Here is a 17,964-nt window from a genome sequence, read left to right as displayed (position 1 = left end):
CTATATCTTCCAAACTTTTTTGACTCTTGGACTCGAATGGATACCTTGATACACCAGGCCACTGAACTCGCCAATCAACCAACTACTCCCGTTACCCCTATCGAAGGTCGTATCGCCTATGTCGTCAGCCACGGCGCCAGCTATGGAAGCAATGGCTATGCAGTGCGTACACAGGGTGTAGCACAAGCGCTAAACGGGCATGGTTTTGAGACTCTGTGCTTCGTGAGGCCAGGAAGGCCGTGGGAGTTGGGGGCGAGCAAAGGTAGTACTCGACCTGAAGTGACGGTAAAAGGTGTTCGTTATATACACAGCCGCTGGCCAAACGATCGATCTCCTATTAGCGAAAGCGAGCACTTGGCGGAAAGCGTCGAGCGCTTTATAGAATTATTTCGCGTCTATCGCCCGGCGGTGGTAATGGCTGCCTCCAACTATATCGTAGGCCTGCCAGCCTGGGTCGCCGCCAAGCGCCTTGGACTTCCGTTTTACAACGAAGTTCGTGGGTTCTGGGAGTTGTCTCGTGCTGCACGTGAACCCGGCTTCGAAAAGACAGAACTATTTTCGGTAGAAGCGGAACTTGATACCTTCGTTGCAAAGCAGGCACTTAAAGTGTTTACGCTGAATGAGCCGATGAGAGGCGAGTTGGTTGAGCGGGGGGTGAACAGGACGAATGTCCATTTGGTACCGAATGCCTTGACCGAGCTTACGCGTCCCGAAGTTCCAAGTTTCACACTGCGCAAGAAGCATGACCTTTCGACCAATGTAAAAGTGATTGGTTATATTGGCAGTACCAATGCTTATGAAGGGCTGGATGACCTGGAAACTGCTTGTGAGAAGTTGATCTCCGAAGGTCATGACCTGAAGCTACTGGTTGTGGGAGATCAGAGCGCCCTTCTGAAGGCAGCAGGTAAAAAAGGTGACTTAATCAAGAAGCCTTGGATAGTGTCCACAGGCCGGGTGGCCCCGGAGGAGGTGCCAGCGTACTATGCACTGGCAGACCTGATCGCCATCCCCAGAAAGCCTTACCGGGTATGCCAACTGGTTCCCCCTATGAAAGTGGTGGAAGCCATCGGGTATCAAAAACCTGTCGTGGTATCGGATGTTGTCCCACTGCAGCCCTACGCATCTCGCTACCAGCAAGTTGTCAGCTTCGCGGCCGGCAGTTCCGCTGAGCTTGCCAAAGCTATTAGGCTAGGGCTGGAAACGCCAGTACCTGTAAACATCACAACGGATGTTTTCAATAACGCCGTTCAGGAGCTGGTCCAGGTACTGACCGGGAAAAGTGTCCGTTCAAATGCCCAGCCTGAACCAACGCTACCCAACACCTCAAGACTTGATGATACTGGCCAATTAAAAAAACCGAGCGCACCGAGTTGCCGTCAAAGAATCCAATTTGGCACCGAATCTCGGTAGCACCCGGTCAGATTTTGGTCATTAATGCTGCGGTTGACTATAAAAATGTAACTGGGCCTCAAAACCGTAAGGCCGTACTGCTTATAAAAGCGTACGAACAGACTGGGAAAGAAGTCGATCAGCCCTGCGGTAAAATGGCTAAGTCCGGACATTTAAATGCCTACTTCAAATACCTACCTTCCACCCAAAACCAGGTCTTGGAGCAACACAGATTTGTTGTACCAGAGAATGTAACGGAGATGCAGCTTGGTCTTTGTGGTTTTAACAAAAGTGCTGGTGAACAAGTTTTCGTTGAAAACCTTTCCGTGTGCTCGAAGTCAGAAAAAAGGCAGTTCGAACAGTTTGTGCAGGATAATAAAGGTCGGCTAGAGAAGCCCGATTGTATTGAGCTATCACCAAAGACTCCTATTTGGCACAGTATTCCGGTAATACCCGGGCAGAATTTGATCGTCAATGCAGCAATTGACTATCAGAACGTAAAGGGAAACCAGACCAGAAAGGCTGTACTGCTGATAAAAAGTTACGATCAGAGCGGAAAAGAAGTTGATCAACCCTGTGGCAAGATGTCAAAATCTGGCCATCTTAAAGCTTACTTCAAATATCTTCCTTGCACGCAAAACCAGGTTAAGGAACTGCACGCCTTTACGGTTCCCGAGGGTGTCACTCAGATTCGCCTCGGGTTGTGTGGTTTCAGCAAGAGTGTATCAGAACATGTCTTTGTTAAAGAGCTCAGTGTCAAACCAAAGACCGATAAAACCCATCCCAGTAAGTTTGTTCCCCCTAGTGCTCAGGCATCCGAAATCAGTATTCTCGGCTGGCCCGAGTATCCGACGAATGGCAAGCCCTATGTTATTGGCATCATGGACGAGTTCACGACTGGCTGCTTCGAGCAGGATCTGAACTTGATCCAGCCCCGGTCGGACAACTGGTACGCCCTGGCTGAAAAATACAGGCCGGAACTTTTCTTTATCGAAAGCGCCTGGAAGGGTAATTTCGGCAGCTGGCAATATCGTGTGGCGAACTATGCCAACAAGCCCGGTCAGGAAGTGGCGCAAATCTGCCAATATGCCAAGCAGAAAGGGGTTCCCACCCTGTTCTGGAACAAAGAAGATCCGGTACACCATGAGAAGTTCATGTGCAGCGCCAAGCTGGCGGACCACATCTTCACCACAGACGCGAACATGATAGATTCCTACCGAGCCAAAACAGGTAACCATAACGTATACGCCTTACCATTTGCCGCCCAGCCGGCACTGCACAAGCCGGCATCACTGGCAGGTCGCAAACCGTTGTCGTGCTTTGCGGGCAGCTGGTATGGCAACCGGCATGCCGAAAGGGGCGAAGCCATGCGCTGGCTGCTGCAGGCTGCTAACAAGCACGGCCTGGATATATACGACCGCAACTATGGCACTGGCATCTTCCCTTTCCCGGAGGAGTACCAGGCCGGAATCAAAGGCAGCTTGCCCTACAAGGAACTCTGCAACGAGTACAGTCGCTACCGCGTGTTCCTGAACGTCAACTCGGTCACAGACTCGCCCACCATGTTCTCACGCCGCGTGTTCGAACTCATGGCCTGCGGCACCCCGGTTGTCAGTACCTACGCCAAAGGCATCGATAACCTGTTTGACTCCGATGCTGTATGGATGGTGCATAGTCAGGAAGAAGCCGACGAAGCCATCCATACGCTAATGACCGATGACGCCGAATGGCGCAGAAGAAGCCTGGCGGGTATCCGCGAGGTATTTGCCAAACACACCTACGCTCACCGCTTGAATGATATTTTTGAAAGGCTGGGTATCGAAAGCCGTATACCAACAGAACCGGCCATACTCTTGGTTGCTGAGGCCTTTAGCAAGGCTGATCTAGAGGCCTTGAACCACTTTGCAAAAAAACAGCATTACCGCCAGTTCCGCTTAGGGATTGAATGCCCACAGGGAGGCTCTGCTATGGCGGACTCGCTGTCCGACAATATTGTGCTACTGCAGCCGGGTGAAAAAGCCACTTGGGTAACGGAGCAACTAGCTGATTATCCCATAGCAGGCTGGCTAACCCCCAGTAGTCAGTATGGCGAGCACTATCTTAGAGATCTTGCAAATGCCAGCCTCTACGAACCAAGGGCCAGTGGTTGGGCCAAGTCGCTCAATCAGGATCTCTTTGACTATGGGCAGCAGGCCGCATTATGCGGAATCCTATGGAAAGCGGCAGAATTCGTCGGGCATTACATTAAGGCAAAACCCGATGCGACTATCGAGCAGCCTGACCTATACGTGGCAGACAGCGACCAGTTCCAATATGGCGGCATAGTACAGCAGCAAGTGGTGGGGGCTAAACCATGACCAAACGCGTACTGATTTGCGGTAATCCCGATCTCAACTATATCGATGGCTCCTCCATCTGGGCGCAAACCATCGCCCTAGCTACGGCGGCAACCGGCACCGCCCAGGTGGATTTTCTCGCTAGGAGCACACCCGAGCGCGATGAATTGTTTCAGCCGCTTAAAGACGCCCAGCACCTTGCCATCATAGATGGTACCGACCGCCAGTACTGGCAGGGCAAGGGGTTCAAACGTCTGACGCTGCTTATGATGGCCGAACTAGCAGTCAAGCTGGACCGTGTCAATCCCTACGACGTAATCATCGTGCGTGGGCTGGAGGTTGCCACCAAACTGCTGGAAAGTCCGGATGTGCTCGGCAAGTGCTGGATGTATCTCACCGATATTCCCCAAGCCCTGGATGACTATAGCGACGAGCAGCGGCACACAATGCAGAGTATCGCTCAGGGCTGCAGTCGGCTGCTGTGCCAGACCGAAGGCTTCAAGGCTCTGTGGAAGGCCTTGGTGCCCGACTTGGATCAGAGCAAGTTTAGCCTCTACACGCCGGTAATACCGGATTTGCCTGAACGTCTGCCGTCACTGACGGAACGCCCCGTACGTGCCGTCTATGCCGGCAAGTTCAAGGATGAATGGATGACCTTGGAAATGGTCGAGCAGTGGCCCGCCATCCACCGCCAGGTGCCTGGTAGCGAGCTGGTGATGATAGGCGACAAGATCCACGACGAGCCGGACCAGCCCAATTACAAGCAGCGCATGCGGCACGCCCTGGCAACTACCCAGGGCCTGCGCTGGTTAGGCGCGCAATCCCGTGAATCCGTACAGCAGCTGCTGCAGCAGGCCTGTGTGGGGCTCTCCTGGCGGGCGGAGAGCATGAACGACACCGTGGAATACTCCACCAAGATTCTTGAGTATGGCGGGGCAGGGTGCGCGGCGATTCTCAACCGTAACCCGCTACACGAGCAGCTGCTGGGTCGTGACTACCCGCTGTATGCCAACAGCACCGAGGAGTTTATCCGCCAGCTCACCCGGGCGTTAAGCGACGCCCAAATCGCTCAGCAGGCCGCTAATGCCCTTACGCAACTGGCCCGACGTCACACCTTCTCTGCCCGCGTGGGGGAGATTCACCAATGGCTGGAGGCAACACCAAAGGCCCCCAAACCTGCCCGCAAGATTCGTGTGCTGGTTGCGGGACATGACCTAAAGTTTTTTACCCTGTTGCAGAAAAAGCTAGAGGCCTCTGGCCAGTTCGAGTTCCTGATCGACCAGTGGCAGGGCCATAATAAGCACGACGAAGCCAAAAGTCGCGCGCTACTGGAAAAGGCCGATCTTATCTTCTGCGAGTGGTGCCTGGGAAACCTCAAGTGGTACTCGCACCACAAGAAGCCGCATCAACGTTTAGTGGCTAGGTTCCATGCACAGGAGCTTCGAGCGCCATATTTAGGCGAAGCTGATTGGAATGCTATAGATCATGTTGCATTTGTCAGTGAGCATACCAGAAAACAATGCTTCGAAGTTTTTAACGGCTTTCCTGAGGGAAAGACATCGATTATCCCAAACTATCTGGATCGTACAAAATTTACACCGAAGAAGAAAACTGGTGAAGCGCGTTATACCTTGGGTATGATAGGTATTGCGCCAAAAAGCAAAAGGCTGGACAGAGCAATCGATCTGCTTGAAGCTTTACTCGAAGAGGATCAACGCTACTGCCTAAGAGTGAAGGGTAAAAACCCGCTTGACTACGGTTGGCTATTAAAACGGAATGAAGAGCTATCTTATTACAGTGAGCAATTCGAGCGTATCAACAGAAATCCTAAACTTCGCCATAAGATAGTCTTCGACCCACTGGGGACGACGTGAACGAATGGTTCACTATGGTCGGATTTATTCTCTCTCCATCGGATTTTGAATCGTTCCACATGGCTATAGGGGAAGGGATGTTAACTGGGGCCATGCCAATAGTTTGGAAATGGAAAGGGGCTGAAGAAATATGGAAAGGATTCACTATAGAATCCTTAGCTGATGCAAAGAACTTAGTGCTTGATTCCAGCAACTGGCCACTAATTAATTCTGCAGATTTTATAAGACCGTTTTGTGATGTTCAGAAAGAATGGTTTAACTTAATTTCGCCGGAGTTTCGGAGTGAAGGATAAAGCTTCAAGAATTGATTTTGTTCTAAAAAAAATAGAAGTCTTTGAAAGTGAAGGTTTTAGATGTATAGGCCGGGATGACCTTGAACCCTACAAAATAGAGACTCCATTTAACTGGTCTTTGGATCCTTTTGTTGATAATAATTGGAAGTTTCAGCTTCATACACTTAGATATTTGATGATTTACCTCGATGCTTTCTTGTTGACTGAGGAAAGGGGGTATGCGGATAAACTACTAGACTACTTGGAAGACTGGTACTCATGCAGCGAAAATAATGGGAATGATTTCGCTTGGCATGATATGGCTACAGGAATCCGAGCAGAAAAAATATATCTAATATTTACGAAATTAAGACCCTATAAGATTCACCGGCCGGAAAAGTTAAAGAAAATCATTAAGGCTCATGTTGAAAGGATGATGTCTGAAGGATATGTTAATCTCAGACACAATCATGGGCTTTATGTTATTCATGGGCTTAGATGTTTGGCTGAAGTGGTTGGTCCTAAAAAGAAGTTACAAATTAAAAGTTTTTGTGGTGATAAATTTGCTTGTTTAATTAAGGACCAATTCGATGAAAATTTTGTTCATAAAGAGCATTCCCCGCATTATCACCACCTAGTGTTAGATACATTAAAGCGCTACGAAAAAACTGGTTTGTATAGCGATTATGAGTTTCTGAGTGCGACAATTAAAGAAGCAGAGGCGAATAGCTCCTTCCTATATCTTCCTGATGGAAGAGAGCTCCCATTTGGTGATACAGACTTTAAGGAATGTAAAGGTATTTCAAGTTTAAGTTCTCTTGAGTCTTCTCCTTGTTATAGCGATATTTTTTTGAAATCTGGTTATTTTGTATGCAGAGAAGAGGGCGAGGGTGGGTCTTATTTATCGGTAATTAATAATTTTAATAGCAATATTCATAAACATGCGGATAATTTATCATTCGTTTGGGGGGAGTGCGGGCAAGATATAGTGGTTGATCCGGGGAAGTATAAATATTGTAATGATGACATACGAAAGTATGTGACTACTTCAATGGCTCATAATGTCGTTAACTTCAAAGATTTTCAATGGGGTGTTTCTAATCTTGAGAAGCCTGTTGGAAAAATCCATTATCGCTTTTTCGATGAAGAAACTATCGAGGCTGATTCTGAAGTGGCTATTAAGCTTAATGGGTCTGTCTACATATTTCAACGTACATTCTTTTATCGGCAAAAAGCATTCTTGGTGGTTGTTGATAGGATTTTAAATTCAGGTGATGAAACCTATATTGCAAGATTTAATCTGGATAAAAGTGCTGAGTTAATAAAAAATAAGGATGGTGTTATAAAGCTTGAATTTAATGGGGTTAGGGTTTCTTTTCAGGCTAAAACTCTGAGCCATAACTTAGATTTTGAAGATTTGAGTTCGAATAGTTTAGAGCTTTTACCAGTATCTTATGCATATGGTGAATTTGACAGAACATTATCAATAACTAGTGAGTTTAAGAATAATATAATTAGCTTTTTTCAAATTGGTTGTTCAGAGTCTGCTGTGGATTTTGTCCAAGAGAACAAGCATAAAATATTTTAAGGGGTGTTTTTTGTGACTGATGTATATAAGGGATTAAAGCGGTTTAGGGATTATCAGAATAATACCAATATATCAATAAGAAATAAGTACTTGTACTGCGCAGTAGACAAAGTCGCTAATTCAACTATAAAGGCATTGCTTTATAAGATTGAATATGGAGAGGTGTGGAAAGAAAACTATATTGATCGAAAGTCTCTAAGAGAAAAAAGGCTTTCGCCTTTGCTATCTCCATTTCAGTTGCCTAGTGATTTACTTGATGAGGTATACAAATCTGATGGTTATAAAAGATTTTGCTTTGTTAGAAATCCATATTCGAGATTACTTTCATGCTACCTAGATCGTATTGCAGATCGACGAAGCTTTCCAAGCAGAGAGGTTTATGATGCATTAGGTAAATCAGAAGAATTGGTTACATTTAAGGAGTTTATAGAGCTGGTGTGTGAACAAAATTCTGTAAAGCAAAACTCTCATTGGCGGCGGCAAGTAGATGATGTTATGCTGTGTAAGATAAAGTTTGACTTTGTTGGTAAGTTTGAAAATCTAAATAATGATTTACTTTGTGTCAGTAAGCTCGTATTTGGCGATATTTTGCCAGAGCTTTTAGATCTTGGGATAAATTATTCTCCATCTAAAACAAACGCTTCAGATAAATTATATGAATGGTATGATCAATACTTAGAGTCATTGGTTTATGAATCATATAAGCAAGACTTTGAGGCTTTTGGATATGATCGTCTAGTTTTTAATTCCTGCTCGTAAACCTATCTTAATATCGAGCAAACTGAATTTTACTGTGTTAGTCCTCTTGTAATTGAATTTATACTGTAACTTGGTGCTTAAAAGTGAATTATTTGGTGTTTGGTGACTCTCATAGTATGTATTTTAATATTAATGAATCTATGAGGCAGTTAAATTCGAATTTGAGAGGGGTGAACTCATATGTAAAGGCATTAAATGGAAGTACTATAAGTGGGTTTGGAAAAAGAAATTCGACTCTAAAGTCACATGATGTATTATTGGATTTTGCTTCTCAGATAAAACTAGATTATTTATGTTTCGCACTAGGTCAGGTCGATATAGAGTTGGGGTATTACTATAGGGTTTTTGTTAAGAAAGAATCTTTAAATATCGCAGGTTTCATCGATGGTTTGATAGATAACTATTTTGATCAAATCGATACGTTCATTGATGTGCTAAAGCTGTCTCCAGAAAGAGTAATCATTAAAGGTATTAATCCATCCGTGCTCACTCTAGATAGAGGTTTGGCTATAAGGTATACAAAAGGAATAATAACGGAAAATGTTGAGGATCAAGATGATATTAATGACTGTCTGAACGAAATGAAATCAAAATTTCCATCTAATATAGAAAGGAATAAAAATCATTTCATGTTTAATGAAAAACTTAAAGAGATGTCTGCCATAAAGGGTTATAAATATTTTGATATAGTTGATGAAGTGTATAACTATAATTCTTCAAGTTTAAGTAGCGAATTTATCCCTTCTACTTTTGATCATCATCTAACGGATTCTATATTTGTACGAATGATTCATGTTAATAAGCTTCTTGATGCAGCTTTCACTATTTAGTCGTCCCTGAAAGAACATGTAATTGATTGATTTGTAAAGGCTTTTTAGTGCTTGGGACTGGTTAAACCCGTCGTTTTCACGCCTGATAGTCCAAAAAGTTGCAGAATCGTCGAATTATGAAGCCCAAGAAGAAGACCCTACGAACCGTAGAGCGATATGTTTAAACCGCGTCTAGAAGATATCGTCAATCCAGTTCATCCGCTGGTGCGGCTGACCGCCGTCATCGACTGGGATCGGCTCGGTGCAGAACGTGGGCAACACTTCGCGACGGTCGGGGCGGCAGCCCTGCCGACGCGGCTGATGGCAGGTCTCCTGTACCTCCAGCACCTGCACAACCTGTTCGACGAAGCTCTGCTGGCGCAGTTGGCGGAGTCGCCGTATTACCAGTACTTTTGCGGCGAGACGTTCTTCCAGCACGACCTGCCCGGTCACCCGACCAGCCTGATCAAATGGCGGCAGCGACTCGGCGAAGAAGGCTGCGATTGGCTGCTGACCGAGACGATCAACGCCGGCCTGAAGCTGAAGGTGATCAAGCCCTCGAGCCTGAAGCGCGTGGTCGTGGATACGACCGTGCAGGAGAAGAACATCACCTTCCCGACCGATGCCAAGCTCTATCACAAGGCGCGTCAGCAACTGGTTGGTGTCGCGCACGAGTTGAAGCTCACGCTACGGCAGTCCTACGACAAAGCTTGCGCCGACCTGATGCCGAAGATCGGCCGGTACGGCCACGCCAAGCGTACAAGCGTATGAAGAAGGCGATCAAGAAGGTCAAGGGCTTTCTGAGACGGGTGATGCGTGACCTGGCGCGCCAGGTCGAAGCCCTGGGGCTGGTGCTGAGCGACAAACAGCAAACCTGTCTGCGCCAGGCCGAGCAACTGCTGGCCCAGGCCCGGAAGAGCAAAAACAAGCTGTACAGCCTGCACGAGCCAATCGTCGACTGCATATCCAAGGGCAAGGCCCACAAGCGCTACGAGTTCGGCCTCAAGGCCAGCATTGCCATCACCGCCAAGGAGTCCTTCATCGTCGGTGCTCGCAGCTATGCGGGCAATCCGTATGACGACCACACGCTGGCGGACCAGTTGCAGCAGGTGGAAACTCTGTCAGGCCACAAACCGGCGTTCTGCTTCGTCGACAGTGGCTATAAGGGCTCAGGTGTGGACGATGTGCAGGTGATCATCGCCGGTTAGAAGCGCGGCGTGCCGGAGTCGGAGAAGCGTTGGATGCGGCGACGCAACAGCGTCGAGCCGGTCATCGGGCACCTCAAGTCAGATGGCAAGATGCGGCGGTGCTTCCTGAAAGGCGTGCTGGGCGATGCGCTCAATGTGCTGCTGTGCGCCTGCGGCCAGAATCTGCGCAAGCTGCTGCGGTGGCTTTATTTTGCCCCCAAAAAATACCGTCTGTTGCTGCAATCTTTGCTCAGTCGCATGCTGAGCGGGTTGAAAAACGATCAGAAGCAAATGGCACTTGCCGTTTGAACGCCAAGTCGCAGTGGTGAACTAAAGCAAAACCGGCGGGAAAGCGCGCTAATGCCTTCAGAAGGCAGTTTTTCAGGGCCGACTACTTAGGAAAGAAGGAATTTATTTTGGATTATAAACCTCGTCAATCCTTTGCAGAGAAGAGTTCTTTCTCCCCGGATTTTCTTTTTGAGGAGGATGGCTTTTCCTTATTTTATACCTATATCCGAAAAAATGCTTCGACCTCTTTCAAAAGGCTCTTTCAGGTGCTGTACCCAGAAGTATGCCCTGGCGAGTTGCCGTCTATCGGTTGTATGGCTAAACACGCTCAAGTGAAAGACCTTAGGCCGGATGAAATCGATCAGCGTTTTAATATCAAATTGTTTGTCTACCGTGACCCGATTGACCGTGTGTTTTCGGTCTACAAAAACAAGCTAATTCAGCAGGATGGAGCGACAGATCTGTTTAGGGGACTTCGTAAGGTCGTACAGCGTCACCCAGGGTTGCTCACCTTTGATGAGTTTGTCAACAAGTACGTAGCGCTGCTTGAAACAGAGCGCTGGCATGAGGTGGATGGCCATTTGTACCCGCAGGTCTGGCATTTGTTACCCATTACTTATAACAGGGTCATCCGTTTGGATGCCGTCTATGATGAAATGTGCGAGATCTTGCCCGTCACGCTGTGTGATCAGGTGTTTCGGGATCCTTTCAATAGCACTAGCAAGGGGAATGTACCACTGGCTTTTTGTGATCCCGATTGCCCGGTGGTGTACTTCCGTAAAAAATTCATTCATGGCAAGGCGCTGCCTACCTTGAAGCAGGTGCTCACGCCAGCCACTGAAGCACGCCTACGTGCGATTTATGTGGATGACTATCGCATGATTGAAGAAGTGGAAGGAAAGTCTGCGGGGTCAGTACTTTAGGTGGCGGACAGTCAATCGGTGTTGGGTTTTAACTTACCGGAGGTTGTGAGAGAGCGCTGGAACGTTATTAACCCAGCGGGTTAATACATGAAACAGGGACGTTTCATCATTGGCCGCAGGCCAATGCAAACGCCACGGAAACCAGCATGTCCGCGCACCTGCGCCCGTTTCTGTGGCGTGACGTACCAATAGGGAGGGAACCTATTTGTACGCCAGGTTAATATCTAGTCGGCCCTGAAAAACTCGCAACTCATTGATTTATAATGGACCATACTGTGCTTCGAACAGGTGAAACCCTTCGTTTTCACGCCTGACAGTCCAGAAAGTTGCAGAATCGTCGAATTATGAAGCCCAAGAAGAAGATCCACGAACCGCAGAGTGACTTGTTCAAACCGCGCCTGGAAGACATCGTCAATCCGGCTCATCCACTGGTGCGGCTGACCGCCGTCATCGACTGGAACCGGCTTGATGGGGAACTTGGGCAGCACTTCGCGACGGTTGGCGCGGCTGCTCTACCGACGCGGCTGATGGCGGGGCTTTTGTATCTGCAACACCTGCACAACCTGTCCGACGAAGCGCTGTTGGCGCAGTGGCTGGAGTCACCGTATTACCAGTACTTCTGCGGCGAGACGTTCTTCCAGCACGACCTGCCTTGCCACCCGACCAGCCTGGTCAAATGGCGGCAGCGGCTGGGCGAAGAAGGCTGCGAATGGCTGCTGACCGAGACGATCAACGCCGGCCTGAAGCTGAAGGTGATCAAGCCCTCGAGCCTGAAGCGGGTGGTCGTGGATACGACGGTGCAGGAGAAGAACATCACCTTCCCGACCGATGCCAAGCTCTATCACAAGGCGCGCCAGTAGCTGGTTGGTGTCGCACACGAGTTAAAGCTCACGCTGCGGCAGACCTACGACAAGGCCTGCGCTGAGCTGATGCCGAAGATCGGCCGCTACGGCGACGCCAAGCAGTACTAGCGGAGGTGGTGAGAGAACGCTGGAACGTTATCTACAGAAGGGTTGTTACCGTCTTCAGAAGAGTTTGCTCTGGGATGGGACTTCTCCCGCTACTGGAATATTCTCTCAAGGGTTGAGCATGCGTCACTACATATGTTGGTCTGCATGTAGAGTGCTTTCACAAGAAAAGCTTTGCACTATTGCCCTGCTTTGACCTTAATCAAGATAGGCTCGCTGAAGTGCAACACACTGTATTTAATGAGAAGGACCTTATTTATGCCAAACGAAGCCTCTAGTCAGTTTTCGACAGCCGACAACTTGGTGCAGCGTGCCGAGCAGGCGGAACAGGCCGCTCGATATGCAGAAGCCAGCTTGTTGTGGCAGCAACAGGTACAAAAAAACGGATTGCCGCTACATGCCCACCGGCATATTGACTGCCTGGTGCAGGCAGGGCAGTTGGCGGAGGCAGCCTCTTGTAGCCGCACCTATACTCAACGCTGGCCGGATCGTCCCGTTTTTGTTAGTACCCAACTGCAACTAGCCTACGAGCAAAAGGCGTGGGATGCGATGGACTCGCTATGGGCGCAGCTGGCAGATAGCGCGGGTGAGCGTTCAAAGCCTGTGCTGCAGTTGATCAGGGAGCGGTTGCAAGCTCGGGATTATCCCGGTGCGCTGCATGCGGCAGAGCAGGCTGTGCGCTTCTGGGGTGATGATGAGCAGGTTCGCCTGCGCTACCAACAACTGCAGTACCGTTACGGCTTAGACCCGAGGATTGACTGCCCGGTGCAGCCACCCAACCTGGAGGCGCCCGAACTGGATGCTGAGACTGCGATGCTCGCAATCCGGCAGTTCGCCGATGAGGTCTCTAATTCAACTGTCATTCCATTGCTGCAGACTATGCTGCAGCGCTGGCCGGATTTCCGTCCTGCGATTCTGATGCTGCTGTCTTGCTGGCAGCGTGAGAGCAGTTATGAGGAGATCCTAGTCTTCTGCCAGCGCCGATACGAAGCAAAGCAACAGCTTGAAGCCTTCAGCATGCTGCAGTGGGTGTTGGCACTATCAGCGCTGGGGCGGATTGAACAGGCAGTGTCGCTGGTGCGAGAGGTGGAAGCGCAGGGACATATGGCCAATGTAGTGCAGCATCTGTTGATTAACACGATCGGGCAGGGCCTGAGTACGAACCCTGAACTGGGGGCGGGGCTGGAAGCGCTATGCCGCGAGCACGGTATCGAGGGGCTCGAACAGGCCGTCGCCTTCGAAGCGCAACTGCGCCCATCCCAACGGCCGTTGATCCCGTCGTTTGATGCTACCCAGTCGGTGGCGGCTTCTCTCCGCACGTGCTCACCCTGTATGGCCATTGTATTTACCGGTTATGCCCGGCGTGTGGGAGCCGTGCCGCAGGCGCTGCTTGACCGCTTCTTTGCCGGCCATGGTATAGCCATGGTGCGGTTGGTGGACAAGAGCGGCTGCATGTACCTGGATGGGCTGCCGGAGCTGGGGGCAGTTTCGAAGCAACTATAGCTTCGCTACGCCAGATGGCAGACGAGTATGGCGCTTCACGTATTGTGACGATCGGCAATTCCGGTGGTGGGATGGGAGCACTGCGTTACGGCGCTGCGCTGAATGCTTCGCACGTGCTGGCCTTTTCTCCTGCGGTGAATCTGGATATTGCCTTTCTTGAAGCGCATTCGGATTACCGGGCGCGTGCTGCTATTCGCAAGCTGAACCGGCTATTTCCACCTGAGGTATTGGATGCGCGGCGTTTTATTGAATCCACCGATTTTAGTGGCCGCATAGATGTTTATGCGGGAGCGAAGAGCCGGGAAGACCAGAGTCAATTAAATAATCTATCGGGCTTGAAGCATGTGCATCTGCACGCGATTGAGGGGGTCAGTGCGCATGATTCGATTGGTCCGGCCGTGCTCAATGGTACATTACTTGACGCCTTGCAAAGGATTGTTTCATGACGCGTGATAATGACAAACATGAGTGGATGCAAACGCCCTCTACCACCGCGCTGCTGCGCAGGGCTGTGGCGTTGGCTAAAACCGATGCAAGCCTGTTCGAGGCCTATCGGCGCATGCGGCGCAATGCGAATGCACTGACCCGGCCAGTCAGTCTTGATCTCACTTCTCGGTGCAATCTCTATTGTGAAGGCTGCTACTACTACGAGGGAGACACACCGGTCCTTGCCGATGAGGTGGATATCGATAAATGGTCGGCTCTCTTTCGGCGCAAAGCGGAAGAAGGTACACGCTTTGCCTATTTTGGTGGTGCTGAGCCGGCACTTTATCCTGAACGGCTGCGGGCTGCCGCGGCGTTCATCCCTTACGGCACGCTCGCTACAAATGGCACGCTCAAGATTCCGCATGACATCCCCTATCGCATCACGGTATCGGTCTGAGGAAACGAGTCACTGACAGCCCGTCTGAGGGGAGGTAATACCTTCTGGAAAGCGATCCGTAACTATGCAGGTGATCCGCGGGCTTTCTTCGCCTATACATTAACGTCGCAGAATATTGACCAAGTCCGGGAAGTGGCAACGGCACTCAGCGATCATGGTAGTCAACTGACATTCAACATGTACAGCCCGACGACGTTATATCGCCATAAACTGGCGAGTCACGCCGGTAACGATAGACGTTTCTTTCGAGTGAGCAGTGCGTCCGATAACCTCTGTTTTGATGCTAAATCATTGGCCAAATGTCGAGATACCATTGCTGAACTGACCGATGAGTTTCCCGATACCATTGTCTATCCTCGTGCCTTTAATGAAGAGGTAACGACTCCCGGGCCGTTATACTCGTTGGATCCCCTGACCGGGTATGCGACTGATTGCGCCGGATTCCATAATGGCACCCATGAAACGTTTCTCAGCAACTTGGAACAGAGCCGAGCCAAGTGCTGCATGCCGAACATTGACTGCGACAGTTGCCGTGCGCTAACCAGTTATCTGCCATCTCGACTGCGCCCACGGGTGCACGATGTGGTAAATGCAGCCAGCCTTAAACATTGGCTGGAGATTTGTGACTTCTGGGCTTGGTTCTACTTGGGTCCAGCACATACGACGAACGCGATAGATAAGTTGGCCTGAACGTTGTATTTCCCGTTTTAGCACGGTGGCCCCTGCGCATATGCGCTCGGGCCATCATTATTTTACGCCGTCAGCGTTGCTCTGTGAGTGTAAGCGGTTATTTTTATGCAATATGGACTATCCGATGGGGATATGAGCGCAACGGGTTAGCTGCGAACTTTTTCTTCCAGAGCCAAGTGTCTGAAAGTTATATGACAGTTATGGATGATTCTATGCAAACAAAATACTTCGGGACTGATGGTATTCGAGGCCGTGTAGGCGAATTTCCGATGACCCCTGAGTTCGTGATGAAACTGGGATGGGCGGCGGGCAAGGTGCTGGGCGCGGATGGGACGCGGGAAGTGCTGATCGGTAAGGATACCCGTGCCAGCGGTTATATGCTGGAATCGGCCTTCGAGGCGGGACTGGCCGCCGCGGGAGTCGGTATTGCCCTGGTCGGACCGCTGCCCACACCGGCCGTCGCCTATCTGGCATCCACCTTTCGGGCCGATGCCGGGGTGGTGATCAGCGCGTCGCACAACCCCTATCATGACAACGGCATCAAGTTCTTTTCCGGTCAGGGGACCAAGATCAGCGACAAGCAGCAGCAGGCGATCGAGGCTTTGCTGCAAAAGGCTTTGAGCGAAGGTATCGACTGCGTGCCGTCCGAGCAACTGGGTAAGGCACGACGTATCGAGGATGCCGCGGGACGCTATATCGAGCACTGCAAGGGCACCTTCCCCGGGGGCTGAGCCTGCGCGGACTCAGGATCGTCGTCGACAGCGCCAATGGTGCCGCTTACAAGGTCGCCGCCAAGGTATACGAAGAGCTCGGTGCCGAGGTCGTCAGCATTCACGACAAGCCCGACGGGGTCAATATCAATGCGGGCTGCGGCGCGACCGATCTGAAGAGCCTGGTCGAGGCGGTCGTCGCGCATCGTGCCGATGCCGGTATTGCCCTGGATGGCGACGCGGACCGGATCATGATGGTCGATGCCAACGGAGAGGTCGTCGACGGTGACCAGGTCCTCTACCTGCTGGCGAAGGATGCCCGCTCGAGGGGTTATACCGGCGGTGTCGTGGGGACCCAGATGTCGAACCTCGGCCTCGAACTGGCACTGCAGGCGCTGGGTGTCGAGTTTCTGCGGGCGAAAGTCGGCGACCGCTACGTCAGCGAGCAGCTGCACAAGAGCGGGTGGCGTCTGGGCGGTGAAAGCTCGGGCCATATCCTGCTGCTCGACCATGGTACGACGGGGGACGCCATCATCGCCTCGTTGCAGGTGCTGAAGCTGATGGCAACCGAGTCCCGGCCGCTGCACGCCCTGACCGGTGAAATGCAGCGCTATCCGCAAACGCTGATCAATGTCGGCTATTCGTCCGCGAGCGGTTCGGATCCGTTGAGTCTGCCGCAGGTGCAGGCCGCCTTGCAGCAGATCGAGGCGGAGCTCGCGAATATCGGACGGGTCCTGTTGCGCAAGTCGGGCACCGAGCCGCTGATCCGTGTTATGGTCGAGGCCGTCGATGCGGTGCTGGCCCGGCAGGCGGCAGGACGCCTTGCGGCCGTCATCGAGCAGGTATGAAGGGAGTGCCGGGATACGTCTCGCGAACGACGGCAGTCGCTGGGCGGGGGCTCCCGGATCAATTAGTATGCACTCGGCTAAGCCTGTCAGTATTACCGGAAAACAAGGTTGCAAGATGAACGATAAAGAGCCCGAAATTCGGGGTTCGAAACTGAAGTCCCTGTTCCTTGACACGAAGAAACAGCTCGAGAGCGCTTTTCATTTCATGTCGCATCACAAGGCGGAGCTTGCCGAGCGCTTCGAAGAGATCGCGCAGCTGACGCAACGCCTGAAAGAGGAAGAGGATAAGCGGCACCAGGAGGCAACTCGGAACCAGGCATTGGAGCGAAAGCTTGAGGCCTGCGAACGGTCACGCGCCGAATCGGAGAAGGCGTTGAAGGCGCTGCGCAGCGAGGTCGAGATCCTGCAGCGGTCGCGACAGGATCTGGCGACGGAGCTGGAGACCCGGACGGAGGAGCTGGTCGTCCTGACCCGGCTGCTGGAGGAGCAGCGTGCCGTATCCGGCGCGCCTGCCAAAGCTGTCGGTGGAAACGGCCCCAGGAAAAGTGGCTTGCCGGGATTCAGAAAGATCGACAAGACCGAGCGACAGCAACTGAAACTGATCGAAAAGAGCCCTCAGTTCGACGCCAAGTGGTACCTGGCCCAGTATCCGGATATCGCGGCAGACAAGAACTTCGCAAGGGAGCCGGCCCGTCATTACCTCAAGTTCGGGGGCTTCGAGGGGCGCAACCCGGGGCCCGAATTCGATTCGGCGCTTTATTTGCAGCTGTATCCGGATGTGCGTGCATCGGGCATGAATCCGTTGGTGCATTACCTCAGATTCGGCCGGGACGAGGGCCGGGAGACGGCGTTTGGTTGATATCGGGCGGCTTCCATTCCTTGGGAGCTTGCTGCAGCGCTTGCGCAAAAAGTCAGTCAACACAGGCCTGGCAGCGGA

Annotated in this window: 13 protein-coding genes and 3 pseudogenes; all 16 read left to right on the top strand. The window is 51.0% G+C overall.

Going from position 1 to position 17,964, the window contains the following annotated elements; all coding sequences use genetic code 11:
* Positions 1–36: 36 nt before the first annotated feature.
* A complete protein-coding gene (locus ACFQDL_RS02520) occupies positions 37–1,410 on the top strand; it encodes a glycosyltransferase (RefSeq protein ID WP_379907672.1) in 1,374 nt (457 codons plus the stop codon).
* Positions 1,411–1,424: 14 nt separating this feature from the next.
* Positions 1,425–3,746: a CgeB family protein gene (locus ACFQDL_RS02515; protein ID WP_379907671.1), complete on the top strand. Its 2,322-nt coding sequence runs from the start codon at positions 1,425–1,427 to the stop codon at positions 3,744–3,746.
* The gene (locus ACFQDL_RS02510; protein ID WP_379907669.1) at positions 3,743–5,599 is read left to right on the top strand and encodes a glycosyltransferase family protein; all 1,857 of its coding nucleotides are present in this window, start codon (positions 3,743–3,745) and stop codon (positions 5,597–5,599) included. The genes ACFQDL_RS02515 and ACFQDL_RS02510 overlap by 4 nt, the downstream gene beginning before the upstream one ends.
* Entirely contained in the window at positions 5,596–5,892 is a 297-nt protein-coding gene (locus ACFQDL_RS02505) for a hypothetical protein (RefSeq protein WP_379907667.1), read from the top strand. Before ACFQDL_RS02510 ends, ACFQDL_RS02505 begins: the two co-directional genes overlap by 4 nt.
* A complete protein-coding gene (locus ACFQDL_RS02500) occupies positions 5,882–7,459 on the top strand; it encodes a heparinase II/III domain-containing protein (RefSeq protein WP_379907665.1) in 1,578 nt (525 codons plus the stop codon). The genes ACFQDL_RS02505 and ACFQDL_RS02500 overlap by 11 nt, the downstream gene beginning before the upstream one ends.
* 12 nt (positions 7,460–7,471) lie before the next feature.
* A complete protein-coding gene (locus tag ACFQDL_RS02495) occupies positions 7,472–8,218 on the top strand; it encodes a sulfotransferase family protein (RefSeq protein ID WP_379907663.1) in 747 nt (248 codons plus the stop codon).
* An 83-nt stretch (positions 8,219–8,301) separates the two neighbouring features.
* A complete protein-coding gene (locus ACFQDL_RS02490; protein ID WP_379907661.1) occupies positions 8,302–9,048 on the top strand; it encodes a hypothetical protein in 747 nt (248 codons plus the stop codon).
* A 156-nt stretch (positions 9,049–9,204) separates the two neighbouring features.
* A pseudogene (locus ACFQDL_RS02485) lies at positions 9,205–10,523 on the top strand (IS5 family transposase).
* Between the two features lie 107 nt (positions 10,524–10,630).
* Entirely contained in the window at positions 10,631–11,425 is a 795-nt protein-coding gene (locus ACFQDL_RS02480) for a sulfotransferase family 2 domain-containing protein (protein ID WP_379907659.1), read from the top strand.
* Between the two features lie 344 nt (positions 11,426–11,769).
* Positions 11,770–12,393 (top strand): annotated as a pseudogene (locus tag ACFQDL_RS02475) (transposase); the annotation flags it as partial.
* Between the two features lie 258 nt (positions 12,394–12,651).
* The gene (locus ACFQDL_RS02470; protein WP_379907657.1) at positions 12,652–13,896 is read left to right on the top strand and encodes a tetratricopeptide repeat protein; all 1,245 of its coding nucleotides are present in this window, start codon (positions 12,652–12,654) and stop codon (positions 13,894–13,896) included.
* A gap of 14 nt (positions 13,897–13,910) precedes the next feature.
* Positions 13,911–14,342, top strand: coding sequence for a hypothetical protein (locus ACFQDL_RS02465; protein ID WP_379907655.1), 432 nt, complete (start codon positions 13,911–13,913; stop codon positions 14,340–14,342).
* On the top strand, positions 14,339–14,779 hold the full coding sequence (locus ACFQDL_RS02460; RefSeq protein WP_379907653.1) for a radical SAM protein: 441 nt from the start codon (positions 14,339–14,341) through the stop codon (positions 14,777–14,779). The genes ACFQDL_RS02465 and ACFQDL_RS02460 overlap by 4 nt, the downstream gene beginning before the upstream one ends.
* A gap of 132 nt (positions 14,780–14,911) precedes the next feature.
* On the top strand, positions 14,912–15,469 hold the full coding sequence (locus tag ACFQDL_RS02455; protein WP_379907651.1) for a hypothetical protein: 558 nt from the start codon (positions 14,912–14,914) through the stop codon (positions 15,467–15,469).
* 212 nt (positions 15,470–15,681) lie between these two features.
* Positions 15,682–17,027: pseudogene (glmM, locus tag ACFQDL_RS02450) on the top strand (phosphoglucosamine mutase).
* A gap of 115 nt (positions 17,028–17,142) precedes the next feature.
* Positions 17,143–17,886, top strand: coding sequence for a hypothetical protein (locus tag ACFQDL_RS02445; RefSeq protein WP_379907649.1), 744 nt, complete (start codon positions 17,143–17,145; stop codon positions 17,884–17,886).
* Positions 17,887–17,964: the final 78 nt, after the last annotated feature.

It is taken from the genome of Marinobacterium aestuariivivens, assembly GCF_042661465.1.
Classification (GTDB): Bacteria; Pseudomonadota; Gammaproteobacteria; order Pseudomonadales; family Balneatricaceae; genus Marinobacterium_A; species Marinobacterium_A aestuariivivens.
The sequence above is the reverse complement of the archived record's forward strand: the minus strand, read 5'-3'. Positions and strand labels throughout refer to the sequence as shown.